Source organism: Vibrio sp. Y58_MX_L22, assembly GCF_024181865.1.
GTDB lineage: Bacteria > Pseudomonadota > Gammaproteobacteria > Enterobacterales > Vibrionaceae > Vibrio > Vibrio alginolyticus.
The window spans coordinates 94304-111665 of record NZ_JAMZAN010000006.1; the positions used below are offsets into that span (position 1 = coordinate 94304).

14 protein-coding genes are annotated in these 17362 nt (G+C 46.3%); 9 read left to right on the top strand and 5 right to left on the bottom strand.

Annotation, left to right across the window (positions count from 1 at the left end; translation table 11 throughout):
* Nucleotides 1–291 precede the first annotated feature (291 nt).
* On the top strand, nucleotides 292–2121 hold the full coding sequence (typA, locus tag NL626_RS15090; protein ID WP_005379276.1) for a translational GTPase TypA: 1830 nt from the start codon (nucleotides 292–294) through the stop codon (nucleotides 2119–2121).
* A 72-nt stretch (nucleotides 2122–2193) separates the two neighbouring features.
* On the top strand, nucleotides 2194–2736 hold the full coding sequence (locus tag NL626_RS15095) for an AAA family ATPase (protein WP_065275007.1): 543 nt from the start codon (nucleotides 2194–2196) through the stop codon (nucleotides 2734–2736).
* A 31-nt stretch (nucleotides 2737–2767) separates the two neighbouring features.
* On the opposite strand, the gene NL626_RS15100 is transcribed toward NL626_RS15095, so the two are convergent.
* The gene (locus tag NL626_RS15100; RefSeq protein ID WP_005382972.1) at nucleotides 2768–3409 is read right to left on the bottom strand and encodes a DUF2959 domain-containing protein; all 642 of its coding nucleotides are present in this window, start codon (nucleotides 3407–3409) and stop codon (nucleotides 2768–2770) included.
* A gap of 34 nt (nucleotides 3410–3443) precedes the next feature.
* Here NL626_RS15100 and NL626_RS15105 point away from each other — a divergent pair, with 34 nt between their 5' ends.
* The 3 genes from NL626_RS15105 to NL626_RS15115 all read left to right on the top strand — a co-directional run bounded on the left by NL626_RS15105 (nucleotide 3444) and on the right by NL626_RS15115 (nucleotide 5818).
* Nucleotides 3444–4388, top strand: a complete 945-nt coding sequence (locus NL626_RS15105) for a virulence factor BrkB family protein (RefSeq protein WP_005379281.1) — start codon at nucleotides 3444–3446, stop codon at nucleotides 4386–4388.
* Nucleotides 4360–4794, top strand: a complete 435-nt coding sequence (dtd, locus tag NL626_RS15110; RefSeq protein ID WP_005379282.1) for a D-aminoacyl-tRNA deacylase — start codon at nucleotides 4360–4362, stop codon at nucleotides 4792–4794. The genes NL626_RS15105 and dtd overlap by 29 nt, the downstream gene beginning before the upstream one ends.
* Before the next feature lie 106 nt (nucleotides 4795–4900).
* Nucleotides 4901–5818: a bifunctional GNAT family N-acetyltransferase/hotdog fold thioesterase gene (locus NL626_RS15115; RefSeq protein ID WP_005379283.1), complete on the top strand. Its 918-nt coding sequence runs from the start codon at nucleotides 4901–4903 to the stop codon at nucleotides 5816–5818.
* Here the strand turns inward: NL626_RS15115 and NL626_RS15120 are convergent.
* From NL626_RS15120 to hslR, 4 genes are all read right to left on the bottom strand, one after another.
* Nucleotides 5804–7921: an AsmA family protein gene (locus tag NL626_RS15120; RefSeq protein WP_238852876.1), complete on the bottom strand. Its 2118-nt coding sequence runs from the start codon at nucleotides 7919–7921 to the stop codon at nucleotides 5804–5806. The two genes, NL626_RS15115 and NL626_RS15120, sit on opposite strands and share 15 nt — an antisense overlap.
* A 190-nt stretch (nucleotides 7922–8111) precedes the next feature.
* Complete coding sequence (gene pckA / locus NL626_RS15125; RefSeq protein ID WP_005379288.1) at nucleotides 8112–9740, bottom strand: phosphoenolpyruvate carboxykinase (ATP); 1629 nt, start codon at nucleotides 9738–9740, stop codon at nucleotides 8112–8114.
* A 336-nt stretch (nucleotides 9741–10076) separates the two neighbouring features.
* Entirely contained in the window at nucleotides 10077–10952 is an 876-nt protein-coding gene (gene hslO, locus NL626_RS15130) for an Hsp33 family molecular chaperone HslO (protein WP_031780788.1), read from the bottom strand.
* Between the two features lie 31 nt (nucleotides 10953–10983).
* Nucleotides 10984–11370 carry a ribosome-associated heat shock protein Hsp15 gene (gene hslR, locus NL626_RS15135; RefSeq protein ID WP_005379292.1) on the bottom strand — a complete coding sequence of 129 codons (387 nt, stop codon included), beginning with the start codon at nucleotides 11368–11370 and terminating at the stop codon, nucleotides 10984–10986.
* A 253-nt stretch (nucleotides 11371–11623) separates the two neighbouring features.
* On the opposite strand from hslR, the gene gspC reads away from it, so the two are divergent.
* The 4 genes from gspC to gspF are packed head-to-tail and all read left to right on the top strand — an operon-like array spanning nucleotide 11624 to nucleotide 17324.
* Complete coding sequence (gene gspC / locus NL626_RS15140; RefSeq protein WP_115385654.1) at nucleotides 11624–12550, top strand: type II secretion system protein GspC; 927 nt, start codon at nucleotides 11624–11626, stop codon at nucleotides 12548–12550.
* Between the two features lie 36 nt (nucleotides 12551–12586).
* Nucleotides 12587–14605, top strand: a complete 2019-nt coding sequence (gene gspD / locus NL626_RS15145; protein ID WP_005379295.1) for a type II secretion system secretin GspD — start codon at nucleotides 12587–12589, stop codon at nucleotides 14603–14605.
* Complete coding sequence (gene gspE, locus NL626_RS15150; protein ID WP_005379296.1) at nucleotides 14605–16107, top strand: type II secretion system ATPase GspE; 1503 nt, start codon at nucleotides 14605–14607, stop codon at nucleotides 16105–16107. Before gspD ends, gspE begins: the two co-directional genes overlap by 1 nt.
* Nucleotides 16107–17324, top strand: a complete 1218-nt coding sequence (gene gspF / locus NL626_RS15155) for a type II secretion system inner membrane protein GspF (RefSeq protein ID WP_033905910.1) — start codon at nucleotides 16107–16109, stop codon at nucleotides 17322–17324. The genes gspE and gspF overlap by 1 nt, the downstream gene beginning before the upstream one ends.
* The last annotated feature ends 38 nt before the right edge of the window (nucleotides 17325–17362 follow it).

Here is a 17362-nt window from a genome sequence, read left to right on the forward strand (position 1 = left end):
TGTTGCACCATAATGTGACAGGTACATTGCGTATTCAGCCCAGTTTTTGAGCAAGAGTCAATTTGAATTATGCATCGATTAGAATAAAGTTGCGTTTAATCAATTCGTTCTGAGGAAGAAAATGGGCATTAAGCGTAAAAATCGCAGAAATGCTCGGGAGTAGATCACATATTTCTAGGCTTTTTGCTAAAATCTGGTACATTATGGCCGTTTTTTTAATCAGCAAATGTCGCCAGAGAGCACCCGTTCTCAGCGTGGGGGCATTTCATCTATCTAAGTGAATCAATATCCATGGCTACTCCACAGATTGATAAATTAAGAAATATCGCGATCATCGCGCACGTTGACCACGGTAAAACCACGTTGGTTGACAAGCTGCTACAACAATCAGGCACGCTTGAGTCTCGCGGTGAAGCTGAAGAGCGAGTCATGGACTCGAACGACATCGAGAAAGAGCGCGGTATTACCATTCTTGCTAAAAACACAGCAATCGACTGGAACGATTACCGTATCAACATCGTAGATACTCCGGGACACGCGGACTTCGGTGGTGAAGTTGAGCGTATCATGTCGATGGTAGACTCAGTACTACTTATCGTTGACGCAGTCGATGGTCCAATGCCTCAAACGCGTTTCGTAACACAAAAAGCGTTTGCTCACGGTCTAAAACCAATCGTTGTAATCAACAAGATTGACCGCCCTGGTGCACGTCCTGATTGGGTTATGGACCAAGTGTTCGATCTATTCGACAACCTAGGTGCAACTGATGACCAGCTAGACTTTAAAGTAGTTTACGCATCAGCACTTAACGGCTGGGCTTCTCTAGAAGAAGGCGAAACTGGCGAGAATATGGAACCACTATTCCAAACTATCGTTGATGTTGTTGACGCGCCAAATGTTGACCTTGATGGTCCACTACAGATGCAAGTTTCTCAGCTAGACTACAGCTCTTACGTTGGTGTTATCGGCGTGGCTCGCGTAACTCGTGGTAGCGTTAAGCCAAACCAGCAGGTAACCATTATTGGTGCTGACGGTAAAACTCGCAACGGTAAAGTGGGTACAGTAATGGGCTACCTTGGCCTAGAGCGTCACGAAGTGGAACAAGCTAACGCGGGTGATATCATCGCAATCACTGGTCTTGGCGAGCTGAAAATTTCTGACACTATCTGTGCACAAAACGCAGTAGAAGCATTACCACCATTGTCTGTTGATGAACCAACAGTAACAATGACGTTCCAAGTAAACACGTCTCCATTCGCGGGTAAAGAAGGTAAGTTCGTAACGTCACGTAACATCCTTGAGCGTCTTGAGAAGGAATTGGTACACAACGTTGCACTACGCGTTGAGCAAACAGACGATCCAGATAAATTCCGCGTATCAGGTCGTGGTGAACTTCACCTTTCTATCCTGATCGAAAACATGCGTCGTGAAGGCTTTGAGCTTGCGGTATCTCGTCCAGAAGTAATCATCAAAGAAGAGGATGGTCAGTTGATGGAACCGTTCGAAACGGTAACTATCGACGTAATGGAAGAGCACCAAGGCGGCATCATGGAGAACATCGGCCTACGTAAAGGTGAGCTGAAAGACATGTCTCCAGACGGTAAAGGTCGTGTGCGTATGGACTTCGTTATGCCATCACGTGGTCTGATCGGTTTCCAAACGGAATTCATGACACTGACTTCAGGTTCAGGTCTTCTTTACCATACGTTTGATCACTACGGCCCTCACAAAGGCGGTAACATCGGTCAACGTGTAAACGGTGTACTAATCGCGAACGCGATGGGTAAAGCGCTAACTAACGCACTGTTCAACCTTCAAGAGCGTGGTCGTCTATTTATCGGTCACGGTGTTGAAGTTTACGAAGGTATGGTTATCGGTATTCACAGCCGTGACAACGACCTAACGGTAAACGCACTGAAAGGTAAGCAGCTAACCAACGTTCGTGCATCTGGTACCGATGACGCACAGGTTCTTACTCCGCCTATCAAGATGACTCTTGAGCAAGCACTAGAATTCATCGATGACGACGAGCTAGTAGAAGTAACGCCTGAAAGCATCCGTATCCGTAAGAAGTTCCTAACGGAAAGCGACCGTAAGCGTGCTTCTCGTGGCGCGAAATAATTTTCGTTAAGCGATTCAATTAAGAAGAAGCCTCGAGTTATGCTCGGGGCTTTTTGTTTTCTGGAGTTGAATATGAACCCGATTATTATCACCGGTGGGCCAGGTGCGGGAAAAACAACACTGCTGAATGCGCTAGACGCGTGTGGTTACGCCACGTTTCCTGAAGGGTCTCGCGACTTGATTGAGCAGCAAAGCCAGTTAGAAAATGGTATTTTGCCGTGGACGAATTTACCTGAGTTTGCCAAGTTATGCCTTGGGTTGATGGACAAGCAAAAGAGTGATGCGCGTTGTCATGATGTTGCGTTTGTTGATCGCGCCATCCCCGACATCATTGCATACCTGCAAGTGGGCGGCTGTAAGGTTGATCAAGCTTTCTTAACCGAAAGCGCTGGGTATCATAGTCAGGTGTTTACTTGTCGACCTGAAGCATCCATTTACGTACAAGATGAAGTGCGTCCGCACAGCTTTGAAGAAGCATTGGAGATTCATCAGTCGTTAGTGAGTGTCTATACTGAGTTGGGTTATGAAGTGGTAGAAGTGCCATGGGGAACTGTGCCAGAGAGGGTAGGCTTTGTTCGAAGAGTCATCGGTTTACTCGGTAAGGTCGCCGACTAAAACCTCCTCGCTAGGAGGAGGTCTGAATCATTTACTTTTGATTGAGCTTTTGCAGGAATTTATCGGACTCTGCAATCGCTTCGTTCATTTGTTTGATCGCAAACTGAATGTCTTTCTCTAAGCTAGAGAACTCACCTTGCAAAGAACCAATCGCACTGGCGTTAAGGTTGTGTTTTAAGTACAACGTGTTGTCACGCAGCGTGTCCAGTACCGGTGTCATCTTTTTCTCTGCACGCTTCATAGCGCTAAGCATGGTTTTGTACGAGGCTTTGGTTTCACGTAGCTTTTGCTCGCTTGAACGACGCAGTTTCGCACTCGAGTACAGCTCTAGCTCATCTTGCCACTCATCAAACAGTGCGCCGGATACGTCTTCAATCGCAGCAATACGGTCACGTACGTCTTGAGCCGCTTTTTCGCTATCTTCGTATTTGTCATTGATGTTGTTGTAGACATTTTCTAGCTCACCACCATCAAAGTTGGTGATCGCAGATAAGGCTTCAAGTGCACTGGTGAATTCTTCTTGTGCATCTTGTTGAGATTCTTTGGCATCTTCGACGCGGTCGACCATAATATCTCGTTTATGATACCCAACCTGCTCCATTGCTGAGTAATAAGCAGATTGACACCCTGTTAAAGTGAAAATTGATAGTACAATTGCTAATAAATAAGGCATTCTTATGTCCTCGGCGCTAATTATGGGATGAACTATGAACCAGTTATCAGAGAGTTACAAGGCGAGATTAATCAATCTACTGCCAAGTTGCGTCGCGTTTTTTAAGTATCTTCTTAAGCGATTAACGCATGACCGTGTGAATGTGAACGCGGGCTATCTTGCCTACATTACCTTGTTATCCATCGTGCCAATGCTGACGGTATTGTTATCAATATTGTCGAAATTTCCCGTTTTTGCGAACGTTGGTGAGGTGCTGCAAGGCTACATTATTGAGAATTTTGTGCCAGCTTCTGGAGAAGCTGTACATACGGCATTACAGGAATTTGTGGCGAATACGGGCAAAATGAGCGCGGTTGGCGGTGGGTTTTTATTCATCGCAGCGGTCATGCTGATTTCCAACATTGATAAGAACTTAAACTACATTTGGCGAGTTAAAGACAAGCGCCGTTTAGTCTTTTCATTCTCTATGTATTGGATGGTACTCACGTTAGGGCCGATCATGGTCGGTGCGAGTATTGCGGCGACGTCGTACGTGACTTCGCTGCAAATTTTAGAGAACGAGACATTATCTGGGGCGTTTAATTTATTTCTGCGTTGGCTACCGTTGTTGCTGTCCTTTTTTGCTTTTCTTGGCTTGTATATTCTAGTGCCGAATAAAAAAGTACACCTCGCTCATGGTGCCATGGGGGCAGCAGTCGCCGCGATACTGTTCGAGTTGAGTAAAAAAGGCTTTGCGCTTTATATCACTCAGTTTCCGTCTTATCAGCTCATCTACGGCGCGTTAGCCGCGATTCCTATCTTATTTGTTTGGGTGTATTTATGTTGGATGATCGTGTTATTGGGGGCGGAAGTTACGGCTGCGCTTGGTGAGCGAGAGCACTGGAGTGAAGATTTAGACATGATACACTCGACCGCTGAATCTCAGTTAACAGATGAAGGAAGCGAGAGTAGTGATAGCGCTAATTCAACGAGTCAGTGAAGCAGCCGTCCGTGTGGATGGTGAAGTCGTAGGAGAAATTGATCGTGGTCTGCTGGTCTTATTGGGCGTAGAGAAGGACGACGATGAAGCTAAAGCAAAGCGTTTAATGGAGCGTGTTACAACCTACCGTGTGTTCGAAGATGACGAAGGCAAGATGAACCTAAACGTTAAACAGGTGGAAGGTAAAGTGCTGGTGGTTTCTCAATTTACGCTGCCTGCGGATACAAAAAAAGGCACGCGAGCTGGCTTTTCTCGCGGTGCGCATCCTGTTGATGCAGAGCGCTTGTATGATTACTTTTCTGACTTGTGTGAAGAAGTCTTACCCACACAGCGTGGCCGCTTCGCTGCCGATATGAAAGTGTCCTTGGTGAATGACGGTCCAGTGACGTTTTGGTTGCAGGTCTAATCTGGTAACACAGGCGCCATAGTCTAAGCTTTAACTCCAAGCTCATGGAATTGGCTTGGAGTAATTTTTCCGACACTGATTAGTGTTGTGCTTTCAAAGGATTGATATGTTCAAACTCATTACTCCCAAAACCGATAATCAGATAAACAAGTATTATCAGTTTCGCTGGCAACTGCTTCGTGAGCCATGGCGTATGCCGATCGGCTCAGAGCGCGATGAATACGACGAAATGAGCCATCACCGCATGATTGTTGATGGACGAGGTCGTCCTATGGCGATTGGCCGTTTATACATTACACCGGATAATGATGGCCAGATCCGCTACATGGCGGTTAAAAATAATCGCCGTAGCAAAGGAATGGGTTCGCTGGTTTTGGTTGCACTAGAGTCGTTAGCGCGCCAAGAAGGAGCGAAACGCTTGGTGTGTAATGCCCGTGAAGATGCCATCGCCTTTTATGAAAAAAATGGCTTTGAGCGTCGAGGCGAGCTAACCGATGAGCGTGGCCCTGTGCGCCATCAGCAAATGGTGAAGCAACTGGATCCGATGGCCAATGTGTTACGTCGCCCTGAATGGTGTACTGAGCTTCAACAGCGCTGGGAGCAACAAATCCCAATTAGCGACAAAATGGGGATCAAAATTAACCAGTACACGGGTTACCAGTTTGAATGCTGTGCGCAGCTTAATCCTAACCTTAATCCGCATAACACCATGTTCGCTGGGTCAGCTTTTACCTTAGCAACCCTGACAGGGTGGGGGATGACGTGGCTGCTGCTTAAAGAGCGTGGGCTGCACGGTGATATTGTGTTGGCCGACAGCTCGATTCGCTATCGTCAACCAGTCGAACAAAACCCCGTGGCGAGTACTTCGTTGGATGGGATCAGTGGTGACCTAGACCGATTGGAGTCGGGACGCAAAGCACGCATCGTTATTCACGTAGTGATTTATAGTGGTGACACGCCAGCTGTTGATTTTGTCGGTACCTATATGCTGATACCGAACTACTCGCAGTTACTCAGTTGCTGATGGGGTAAGCGCCGACTGATCTGCTGGGCGCTTATCTGTTTCACCTTCTTGCTCTGTCGGTGAGAGGGTTTGTTCTGCTGCGGAATTCGTGTCGGGTACTTCATCTTCTTCGATAACTTCTTCGTAAAGCTCTTCCTCTTGAGTCTCCAAATTGATGTTATCAATTACGATTGGCTGCTCGATGGAAGGTTCATTTTTCTGTGGAGTCTCAATATCAGTAGGCTCGGCCAGTTTTGATGCGTTCACGCACTCATTACGGTGGGTTTCGCCACTTAGTAGATCACCTTCAATGTTTCCGCACGACTCTTCCAATTGATAAGTAATGCCACTTAGCGGGTTGTTGGCCATATCAAATGTTCCCCAAACCTTACCACTTATGGCTTTTCCTGAGATGGTGACCGGCTTTATGGCAACTTCCCCTCGTTGCGCGCTTAAACGCAGTGGACTTAAGGTAATAGCTTTGAGCGAATGATCCGCTTGGGACTTCAAGCGGGTATCTCGGAGATTGGCTTCCACTTCACCCGATAAGCTGTAGGCCAGCATGTTGCGATCACCTGATAACCCTTGTAGATCGAGGCTGAGATCGGAAAAACCATCAATAGCCAGTGTGTCGGGTAAAAAATAATCGTGGAAGAGCGATAAGGGAATACCATCAGCATTGACGTTGAGCGCCCAAGGTTGGCTCGGGGTACTCAAATCTATTTGTCCGATGCCTTCTACGTAGCCTTGCTCGAGTGGCGCAAAAAGGCGAGTCAATTGCCAAAAGCCATCTTTGCTTTGCATGGCAAGTGCTGCGTGAGACGTGAGTATTTGGTCATAGCTAGCGTTGACAACGCTGACTTCCAATTCGCCTTGCCAAAGGCCCCAACGTTGAGCCGACTGTTTAATATCAAGCTGTTGCCCTTCGATATTTAAACCGGAAAGTTGCCAATAAGGTTCGTGAGATAGCTGGATAATTTGGCTGCGCTCAATGTCGAGTCGTTCGATTGCAACATGCTCTAACTCGCTGGTGGCGGCGTGCCACCAATTTAGGTTGTCTTCTGGCTGTGTTGCCCACTTGAGGCCTTGAATAGAGGCTTCTTTGAGCTTCCATTGTGTTGGCGTGAACAATCCAGAAACTTGCACTCGACCTTGCTGCCAATCTAAGCTGAGCTCGTTGAGCTGGATTACTCCTGGCTCGATAGCGGCACTCAAACGTGGCTCTATTGCGGTTTGCTGCTGGAATCGAACGCTATCCGCCTGCAATGACACTTGAGCTTTTGTCTTCCAGAGAGACAGTGGCAGTGTGGCGTTTTCCACAGAAAGATCCAAGTTCTGCCAGTGCCAGTCGCCCCATTCAATATCGGCGTTAAGCAAATCTAAGCTATTAATATGATTAATGTTAAATGGTAGATCGTGCCAAGGTTTTGCAAGCAGTGATTGGCGCTGCGTATTACTCAGTTTCAGCTTGTTGATGGTCACATTTACTAAAGACCAACCTTGAGGATACTGCTCCCCTTGCCCAGATATTTGACTGTTACGCCAGTTAAAAGAGGTGCCATAAAGCGTACTGTCTTGCGGTTTGTAGTCTATATCGACTAAGACTTGATTAAAGGCTTCGCCATTCCAATAGAGTTGGTCAGCTGCAAGTTGAACTTCGCCATATGGTATTAATTGACCATTCCATTGTGGTGATTGAATTTGAAGATCAATGCCATTGGCAGAGAAATGCTCGTCGGCGTAATCAATATTTTTGAGCGCGATTTGATGGAATAATACGTTCTCTAAAGCTGGGAGCTTTGGTGCGCCATACTGCAAGCTCATACCATCAATCAATAAACTATCAACGATCCATTTACCATCGCGATAAACATCGGGATTCATCCATAAATCGACTTGCTCGATGTAAGACGCATCGTCTCCGCTGGTGTTCACGCGTTGTAAAGTTAGGTGATAGGGAAAGCCATAACGCACGTTTTCGGCCCGGAAGGGAAGAGAAAAGGTGTTTGACAGCAAGCGCCAGGTTGCGTCCGCGTAAGATGTTGTTAGCAGCGCAATCGTAGCGGCCGGAATGGCAACCAAGATAACCAGTAACAGAAGTAGAACTCGACGCGCTGTTTTCATCTTTGCTAGAACCTACGTGTGTTATTAAATAAAACTAGATAGGCTTTAGCTTGTATCAATATTCTGTGGTATTCAATAAAAAGCCCCTCAAAAGAGGGGCTTGAAGCAATTTTTGTAACTTGGCCTACGTAAAGGTGATAAGTTAATGCCAACTTTTCACTGAGTTTACGCGACGTCGCTGCTACTCGATTTAATCAATCTGAGGACCAGCCGCAACCAGAGATTTACCTTCAGCGTTGTCTGTGTACTTATCAAAGTTATTGATAAAGCGCGCTGCTAAATCTTTCGCTTTGCTTTCCCACTGAAGTGGGTCAACGTAGGTGTCGCGAGGGTCTAGAATGCTAGGATCCACACCTGGTAGTGACGTTGGTACTTCAAGATTGAAGATAGGAATGTGCTTAGTTGGTGCTTCTTCAATCGAGCCATCAAGAATGGCATCAATAATTCCGCGTGTATCTTGAATGGAGATACGTTTGCCAGTGCCGTTCCAACCTGTGTTCACTAGGTAAGCCTCAGCGCCTGCTGCTTCCATGCGTTTAACCAGTACTTCTGCGTATTTAGTTGGGTGAAGTGTTAGGAACGCCGCGCCGAAACAAGCAGAGAAAGTTGGTGTTGGCTCAGTAATACCGCGCTCTGTTCCCGCTAGTTTGGCGGTAAAGCCAGACAGGAAGTGGTACTTAGTTTGCTCAGGTGTCAATTTAGATACTGGAGGCAGTACGCCAAATGCATCGGCTGATAGGAAGATCACTTTATTCGCGTGACCGCCTTTTGATACTGGCTTAACGATATTATCGATATGGTAGATAGGGTAAGAAACACGTGTGTTTTCTGTTTTCGAACCATCATCAAAGTCGATAGAGCCATCGCCACGTACTGTTACGTTTTCTAGCAGTGCATCACGACGAATTGCGTTGTAGATGTCCGGCTCCGCTTCTTTCGAAAGTTTGATGGTTTTTGCGTAACAACCACCTTCGAAGTTGAAGACACCGTCATCATCCCAGCCGTGCTCATCATCACCAATTAGCGCACGTTTAGGATCAGTCGACAGGGTCGTTTTACCCGTACCAGATAGACCGAAGAATACCGCTACATCGCCATCTTTGCCCATGTTAGCGCTACAGTGCATTGATGCGATGTCTTTTAGTGGAAGGAAGTAGTTCATCATGGCGAACATACCTTTCTTCATTTCACCGCCGTACCAAGTACCACCGATAAGTTGCATGCGCTCAGTTAGGTTAAATACGGTGAAGTTTTCTGAGTTCAGGCCTTGCTCTTCCCATTTTGGATTAGTGCATTTTGCGCCATTCATTACTACGAAGTCTGGTTCAAATGTCGCTAACTCTTCTTCTGTCGGGCGAATAAACATGTTTTTAACGAAGTGCGCTTGCCATGCGACTTCTGTGATAACACGAATGCTCAAACGTGTATCTGGGTTTGCACCACAGTAACCGTCAACAACAAACAAGCGTTTGTTAGAAAGCTGGTTTGTGACCAGTTCTTTTAGCTCGTCCCACACTTCAGGAGTGATTGGCTTGTTATCATTTTTCACTTGATCAGACGTCCACCACATATGTTCTTCTGTCGTAGCGTCTTTGACGATGTATTTATCTTTTGGTGAGCGACCAGTAAAGATGCCAGTGTCAACGGCAACCGCACCTAGTTCAGTAACCACGCCGCGCTCATAACCGGTTAGGTCTTCACGCGTTTCTTCCTCAAACAACATTTCGTAGCTTGGGTTGCGAATAACCTCTTTTACGTTATGCAGTCCGTGCTTGGTTAGATCAAGTGTTGCAGCCTTAGTATGTTCCATAACGGTCATAGGTGCTCCTTATAAGGATTTTGTAGGGATTTTGTAAGAATGTTTTAATTTTAATCTGCTCACCATGCTAGCAACGGGGCGGGGAGAAAACAGGGAGATAGCTCAAAATTTACCCATGATTTCAATAAGGTTTTAGGTAACCCGTCACATATTGGTGGGAATAGTCTATCGTGCACGCAATCCTTTGCGCTAGGGCAAAATCATTATTAATTGTTTAAAATTAAGCAGTTGTTTTATTACGCTTGAGGTTAGTTATTACGAGGGGTTGATCACAAAAAGGCCAGCATTAAGCTGGCCTTTTGTAGGGTAAATTACGTGCTTGATAAGCTATGTAAATTAATGCAGGGTTTTCTTGTCCGTAGAAGCTTGTGCATACAGTTCAGTGACTTCAGATTCGTCGAACGTATAAGTTGTGCCACAGTAATCACAATGTAAAGAAACTGATCCAACTTCTGCCAAAATGTCATAAATTTCAGCTTTCTCAACGGTGATGATTGCGGCACCGCTACGCTCACGAGAACAGCCACAATGGAACTCGACAGGTTGCGGCTCGTACAGACGTACTTTGTCTTGGTTATATAGTCGATACAATAACTCGTTCGCTTCTAAACCAAACAATTCTTCATCTTTTACTGTATCAGTGAGCTGCTCTAGATGTTCGAAATCATCTGGAGAGCCAGTGCCGTCAGGGATCACTTGAATCAACATACCTGCTGCGTGTGCTTTGCCCTCATGCTCACCAGTGCGGATCCATAGGCGCGTTTTTAACTGCTCTGAGTTTGCAAAGTAGCCTTCTAGCACTTCTGCTAAAGTGTCACCTTCTAATCCAACGACACCTTGGTAACGCTCGCCGTTTTTCGGTTCGATAGTGATCACAAGGTAGCCCTTACCCATTAGATCGTGAATGTTTGCGTCATCGGCAATATCGCCTTCCCAGCGAGCTACGCCACGAACACGTTGGTTATGGTCACCGTTGATAACGGCAAGAGACACAGGACCGTCGCCTTGTAGCTGGATGGTGATCGAACCTTCGAACTTAAGAGTGGCAGTTAAAAGAGTAGTTGAAACGAGTAGCTCACCCAGCAGTTTCTCTATTGCTGCCGGATATTCCTTGCTGGAGATAACACGTTGGTACGCTTCATCTAATTGTACCAACTCGCCACGTACTGAAAGATCTTCGAATAGGTAGCGGTTTAAAACATTATTTGCCATGGAGTGCTTTCCTCGTTGGTAATTCCGGCTTTTATTGGTGTTTGAACTTAATGATGTCTCGGCGCTGCTTTTTATCTGGGCGGCGTTCCGGACTTGGGTTGTGGGCATTAAGCTTACGTTGAGTCGCGTGTTCCTCACGTTTCGCTATACTTTCATTAGTTTCGCGATATAAGGTTTGTGCGATGGGAGCGCCTCGGCGTTGATCTGAGATTTGTTCGATGATCACGATTTTTTCTTCGTTGCCTTGACGAAGTCTTACTTCAGCGCCCACTTCAACGATTTTACTCGGCTTGCTTCGTTGGCCATTATAGTGGACTTTACCGCCATCGACCATGTTACGCGCGATGGAGCGGGTTTTGTAAAATCTTGCGGCCCATAGCCATTTATCTAGCCTAACGGCTTCATTTAGGGAACTCATAGAACACTACGCTATCTAATCACTGCCCGAATACGGCAATGAGTGATGGATTATTCACCTACAGATGGAGTCAAGGCGTATTTTTTTCAAGGGAGTTGGCAAAAACTGCATAAGAAAAAGGTATGAAAGACAACTTGTGATATAGTTCACTGCTCTTTGTTGAGTAATAATTTTATTGCAAATTTAGCAATTTAAAGTCGATAGCTATCGTTATAGCTTAAATGACGGACGTTAGAATAAAGGAATCCATTCAGTGAAACGTTTAGAGCTAAGTGCAGGATTATCAAGCAGACCGCTACTGGCTCAGATCAAGTCCAATCATTATACCATTCAAGCCAAACTTAGCTTGTTGCTTACCTGTCTGTTTATTGCGATAACCGGATGGATACTTGGCAAAATTGTGTGGTTAGCCATACCTCAATCGTCGGAAGTGCCGCAATGGCGTCCATCGGCGAGTAGCGTTACTGCGAGTAATAAAGGCGACGCGATAGATTTTAATGCCCTTCAGAATGCCAACCTATTCGGTAAATTCACTGAGCAAAAAGCGGCAGTTGTAGAACAGCCTATTGTTAAAGACGCCCCTAAGACGCGCCTTAACCTCACCCTAGTCGGTGCGGTTGCCAGCAGTGATGCCAATACCAGCCTTGCTGTTATTGCTAACCGAGGTAAGCAAGCTACGTACGGTTTGGGTGAAGAAATCGAAGGGACACGTGCGACGCTAAAAGCGGTATTGGTGGATCGCGTCATCATTGATAACCAAGGTCGAGACGAGACCTTAATGATGCAAGGTATAGAATATAAGAAGCTATCTGAATCGCCGCAGGTAGCTAGGGCGCAAGCTCAGCGAGCAGAAGCAGCGACGTCTGACGTTGGAGAGAAATTAGAGCAAATCCGCGAGGAAATTGCGAAAGATCCACAAAGCGTTTTTAAATACATCACCATTTCACCCGTCAAAAAAGACGGAGACATTGTTGGTTATCGAGTATCACCTGGTCGTGATGCCGCATTATTTAATGATGTAGGGCTACAACCTGGTGATATTGCGGTTCAACTGAACGGGATCGATTTAAGTGATCCGTCTTCTTCAGTACAACTGATGCAAGTGATGAGCGATCCGCAAGAATTAAATTTAACTGTTGAGCGAGACGGCCAACAGTACGATATCTATATCCAATTGTAAGACTTAGGCAACCGGCGTAAGTTCAGGGAGACATACGTGAAACATTGGTTCAGCAAAAGTGCTTGGCTACTAGCAGGAAGTTTACTCTGCGTACCAGGTGCAATGGCAAACGAATTTAGTGCGAGCTTTAAAGGCACTGATATTCAAGAATTCATCAACATAGTGGGTCGTAACCTCGAAAAGACCATCATTGTTGATCCTTCAGTACGCGGTAAGATCGATGTCCGCAGCTATGACGTACTTAACGAAGAGCAATATTACAGCTTTTTCCTTAATGTCCTTGAAGTATACGGTTACGCAGTCGTAGAGATGGACAATGGGGTACTTAAGGTTATCAAAGCAAAAGACTCAAAAACCTCAGCAATCCCTGTGTTAGGTGATGGTAGCGCGCAAGGCGATAGTGTTATCACTCGAGTTGTCGCGGTGCGTAATGTGTCGGTCCGTGAGTTGTCTCCTCTACTTCGCCAGCTGATTGATAACGCCGGTGCCGGTAACGTGGTTCATTATGATCCAGCGAATATTATCTTGATTACTGGTCGTGCGGCAGTAGTGAATCGCTTAGCAGAGATCATCAAGCGTGTTGACCAAGCCGGCGATAAAGAAATTGAATTGGTGGAGCTGCGTAATGCATCTGCTGCTGAAATGGTACGCATTGTCGAAGCACTGAATAAAAGTGCGAATCAGAAAAGCACGCCAGAGTTCCTTGAACCTAAAATTGTGGCCGATGAACGTACTAACGCGATTTTAATTTCTGGTGATCCAAAAGTAAGAGCCCGCTTGAAACGTTTGATTCGTCAACTTGATGTTGAAATGGCGACAAAAGGTAACAACCGAGTTGTGTACCTGAAAAATGCGAAAGCTGAAGACTTGGTGGATGTATTGAAAGGTGTTTCCGATAACCTGCAAGCTGAAAAACAAGCCGGTCAGAAAACATCAGGTGCATCGCGTGGTGAGGTCGTCATTGCTGCTCACGCTGCAACTAACTCGTTAGTTTTAACAGCGCCGCCAGATATTATGATGGCATTACAAGACGTCATTTCTCAACTCGATATTCGTCGTGCTCAGGTTCTTATTGAAGCGTTAATTGTCGAAATGTCTGAAGGTGATGGTATTAACCTAGGTGTTCAGTGGGGTTCGTTAGAAACGGGTGCTGTAATTCAGTACGGTAACTCAGGAGCCCCGATTGGTCAGGTGATGGTTGGTCTAGAAGAAGCAAAAGATCAAACCCGAACTGAATACTATACCAACTCTAATGGCGAACGAACGCCATATGATGTTACTGAATCAGGTGACTACTCTACGCTAGCGTCAGCGCTTAGCGGAGTAAATGGTGCGGCAATGAGTATTGTCATGGGTGACTGGACAGCGCTAATTAGTGCTGTTGCTTCTGACTCCAACTCAAACATTCTATCTTCTCCGAGTATTACCGTAATGGATAATGGCGAAGCATCATTTATTGTGGGTGAAGAGGTTCCGGTTATTACGGGCTCTACGGCTGGCTCAAACAACGACAACCCATTCCAAACGGTTGACCGTAAAGAAGTCGGTATCAAACTCAAAGTAGTGCCACAAATTAACGAAGGTGACTCTGTACAGTTAAACATTGAACAAGAAGTTTCCAACGTATTAGGCGCAAACGGTGCGGTTGACGTTCGCTTTGCTAAACGACAGTTAAACACCTCTGTCATGATCCAAGATGGTCAGATGTTGGTTCTTGGTGGTTTGGTCGATGAACGCGCACTTGAAAGTGAGTCTAAAGTGCCGCTATTGGGTGACATTCCGGTACTGGGTCACCTGTTCAAGTCAACTAGCACGCAAACAGAAAAACGTAACTTGATGGTGTTCATCAAGCCGACGATTATTCGCGATGGTGTGACGGCTGACGGTATTACGCAGCGTAAATACAACTTTATTCGCGCAGAACAGCTTTATAAAGCGGATCAAGGGTTGAAGTTGATGGCAGACGAGAAGATCCCGGTTATGCCAGCCTTTGGCCAGGAGCGTCAGCACCCAACAGAGATTCAAGCGTTTATTGATCAAATGGAAAACAACTAATGGTTGATATGTTAGACACAGCGCCAAGTATGCGTCGTCTGCCATTCAGTTTTGCCAACCGCTTTAAACTGGTGCTGGAGACAGAGCATCCTGAGCGTCCACCTATTCTTTACTATGTCGAGCCGCTTAACCCTGCGGCTCTGGTTGAAGTCCGTCGTGTATTAAAGAAAAGCTTCGTACCGCAACCTATCGATAAAGAAGCCTTTGATAAAAAGCTGACCGAAGCATATCAACGCGACTCGTCTGAAGCGCGTCAGTTGATGGAAGATATTGGTGCTGATAGCGATGATTTCTTCTCTTTGGCTGAAGAACTGCCGCACGATGAAGACTTATTAGAATCGGAAGACGATGCGCCAATCATCAAATTGATCAACGCCATGTTGGGCGAAGCGATCAAAGAAGGTGCGTCGGATATTCATATTGAGACGTTCGAGAAAACCCTTTCGATTCGTTTTCGTGTCGATGGCGTATTGCGTGAAGTTCTGACCCCAAGTCGTAAGCTAGCGCCTTTGCTAGTTTCTCGTGTGAAGGTTATGGCTAAACTAGATATCGCAGAAAAGCGTGTGCCTCAAGATGGCCGTATTTCGTTGCGTATCGGTGGTCGTGCGGTGGACGTGCGTGTATCTACGATGCCGTCCTCACATGGTGAGCGCGTGGTAATGCGTTTGTTGGATAAAAACGCGACTCGTCTTGATTTACATAGTTTGGGCATGACACCTTCAGTGCATGACAACTTCCGTCACTTGATTGGCCGCCCTCACGGTATCATCTTGGTGACGGGCCCGACAGGTTCTGGTAAATCAACCACCTTGTACGCTGGCTTGCAAGAGATCAATAGCAACGAACGCAACATTTTAACGGTTGAAGACCCGATCGAATTTGATATTGATGGTATCGGTCAAACTCAGGTGAACCCAAAGGTCGACATGACTTTTGCGCGTGGTTTGCGTGCCATTCTGCGTCAGGACCCGGATGTGGTGATGGTCGGTGAGATCCGTGACTTAGAAACCGCACAAATTGCAGTGCAAGCGTCCTTAACGGGTCACTTGGTAATGTCTACTCTCCACACCAACACCGCAGTGGGTGCGATTACGCGTCTACGTGATATGGGTATTGAGCCATTCCTTATTTCTTCTTCGTTATTAGGGGTGCTAGCGCAGCGCTTAGTTCGAACGCTTTGTCCAAGCTGTAAAGAGCCGTATGAAGCCGATGCGGAACAGAAAAAACTGTTTGGTATGGAAGCGCATGAACCGTTAGAACTGCACCGAGCAAAAGGCTGTGAAGCGTGTAACCAAAAAGGCTACCGAGGTCGAACAGGTATCCACGAGCTCATTATGGTTGATGAGCAAGTGCAAGAGTTGATTCACCGAGAGTCTGGTGAGCAAGAAATTGAGAGAGCCGTTCGCGCCCATACGCCAAGTATTCGCAGCGATGGTTTAAGCAAAGTGCGTCGTGGCATTACGTCACTTGAAGAAGTGATGCGAGTGACGAAGGAAACCTAATGGCGGCATTTGAGTACAAAGCGCTAGATGCAAAAGGCAAGCATAAAAAAGGCACGATAGAAGGGGACAACGCCCGACAAGTGCGCCAGCGACTCAAAGAGCAAGGGATGATCCCGATTGAAGTGGTTGAGACGAAAGCTAAATCGGCTAAGTCTTCAGGCTCAGTCAGCTTTAAGCGCGGCATCTCAACATCTGAGCTGGCACTAATCACACGTCAATTGTCCACGTTAGTCCAATCAGGTATGCCTCTGGAAGAATGTTTGCGCGCGGTCTCTGAGCAGGCTGAAAAGCCGAGAATTCGTTCTATGCTGGCTGCGGTTCGCTCGAAAGTAACCGAGGGTTATCCGCTCGCCGACAGTTTTGCCGATTACCCACACGTGTTTGATGAACTGTACCGCTCCATGGTTGCGGCGGGTGAAAAATCAGGTCACCTCGATACCGTATTAGAGCGTTTGGCAGACTATGTCGAAAACCGCCAAAAGATGCGATCTAAATTGCTTCAAGCCATGATTTATCCTGTAGTTTTGGTGGTATTCGCGGTTGTCATCGTTTCGTTCTTATTGGCGACAGTGGTTCCTAAAATCATTGAACCCATCATTCAGATGGGCCAAGAGTTACCTCAATCGACGCAATTTTTACTGGCAGCCAGTGAGTTTGTGCAAGATTGGGGGCTGATTATTTTCGTTGTGCTGGTGGTGCTTTTCTATGGCCTCAAACTGGCGTTGCAAAAGCCAGACTTTCGCTTAGCTTGGGACAGAAAAATCTTGAGCTTACCGCTAATAGGTAAGATCTCTCGAGGTTTGAATACCGCACGATTCGCACGAACGCTTTCGATCTGTACTTCCAGTGCGATTCCAATTCTAGAGGGTATGCGCGTTGCGGTAGATGTTATGTCTAACCGTTATGTGAAGCAGCAAGTGTTGCTTGCAGCGGATAACGTTCGAGAGGGCGCTAGTCTGCGTAAGGCGTTGGACCAAACCCGCTTGTTTCCACCAATGATGCTACACATGATCGCCAGTGGTGAGCAAAGTGGTGAATTAGAGAGCATGTTGACGCGGGCAGCCGATAACCAAGATCAAAACTTTGAATCAACAGTCAATATTGCTCTGGGTGTGTTTACTCCTGCGCTGATTGCATTAATGGCTGGATTAGTGTTGTTCATTGTGATGGCGACCTTGATGCCAATGTTAGAAATGAATAACTTGATGAGCGGATAATTTCGAATTAAGACGTGTCTACTAACGGCATGGCTTTA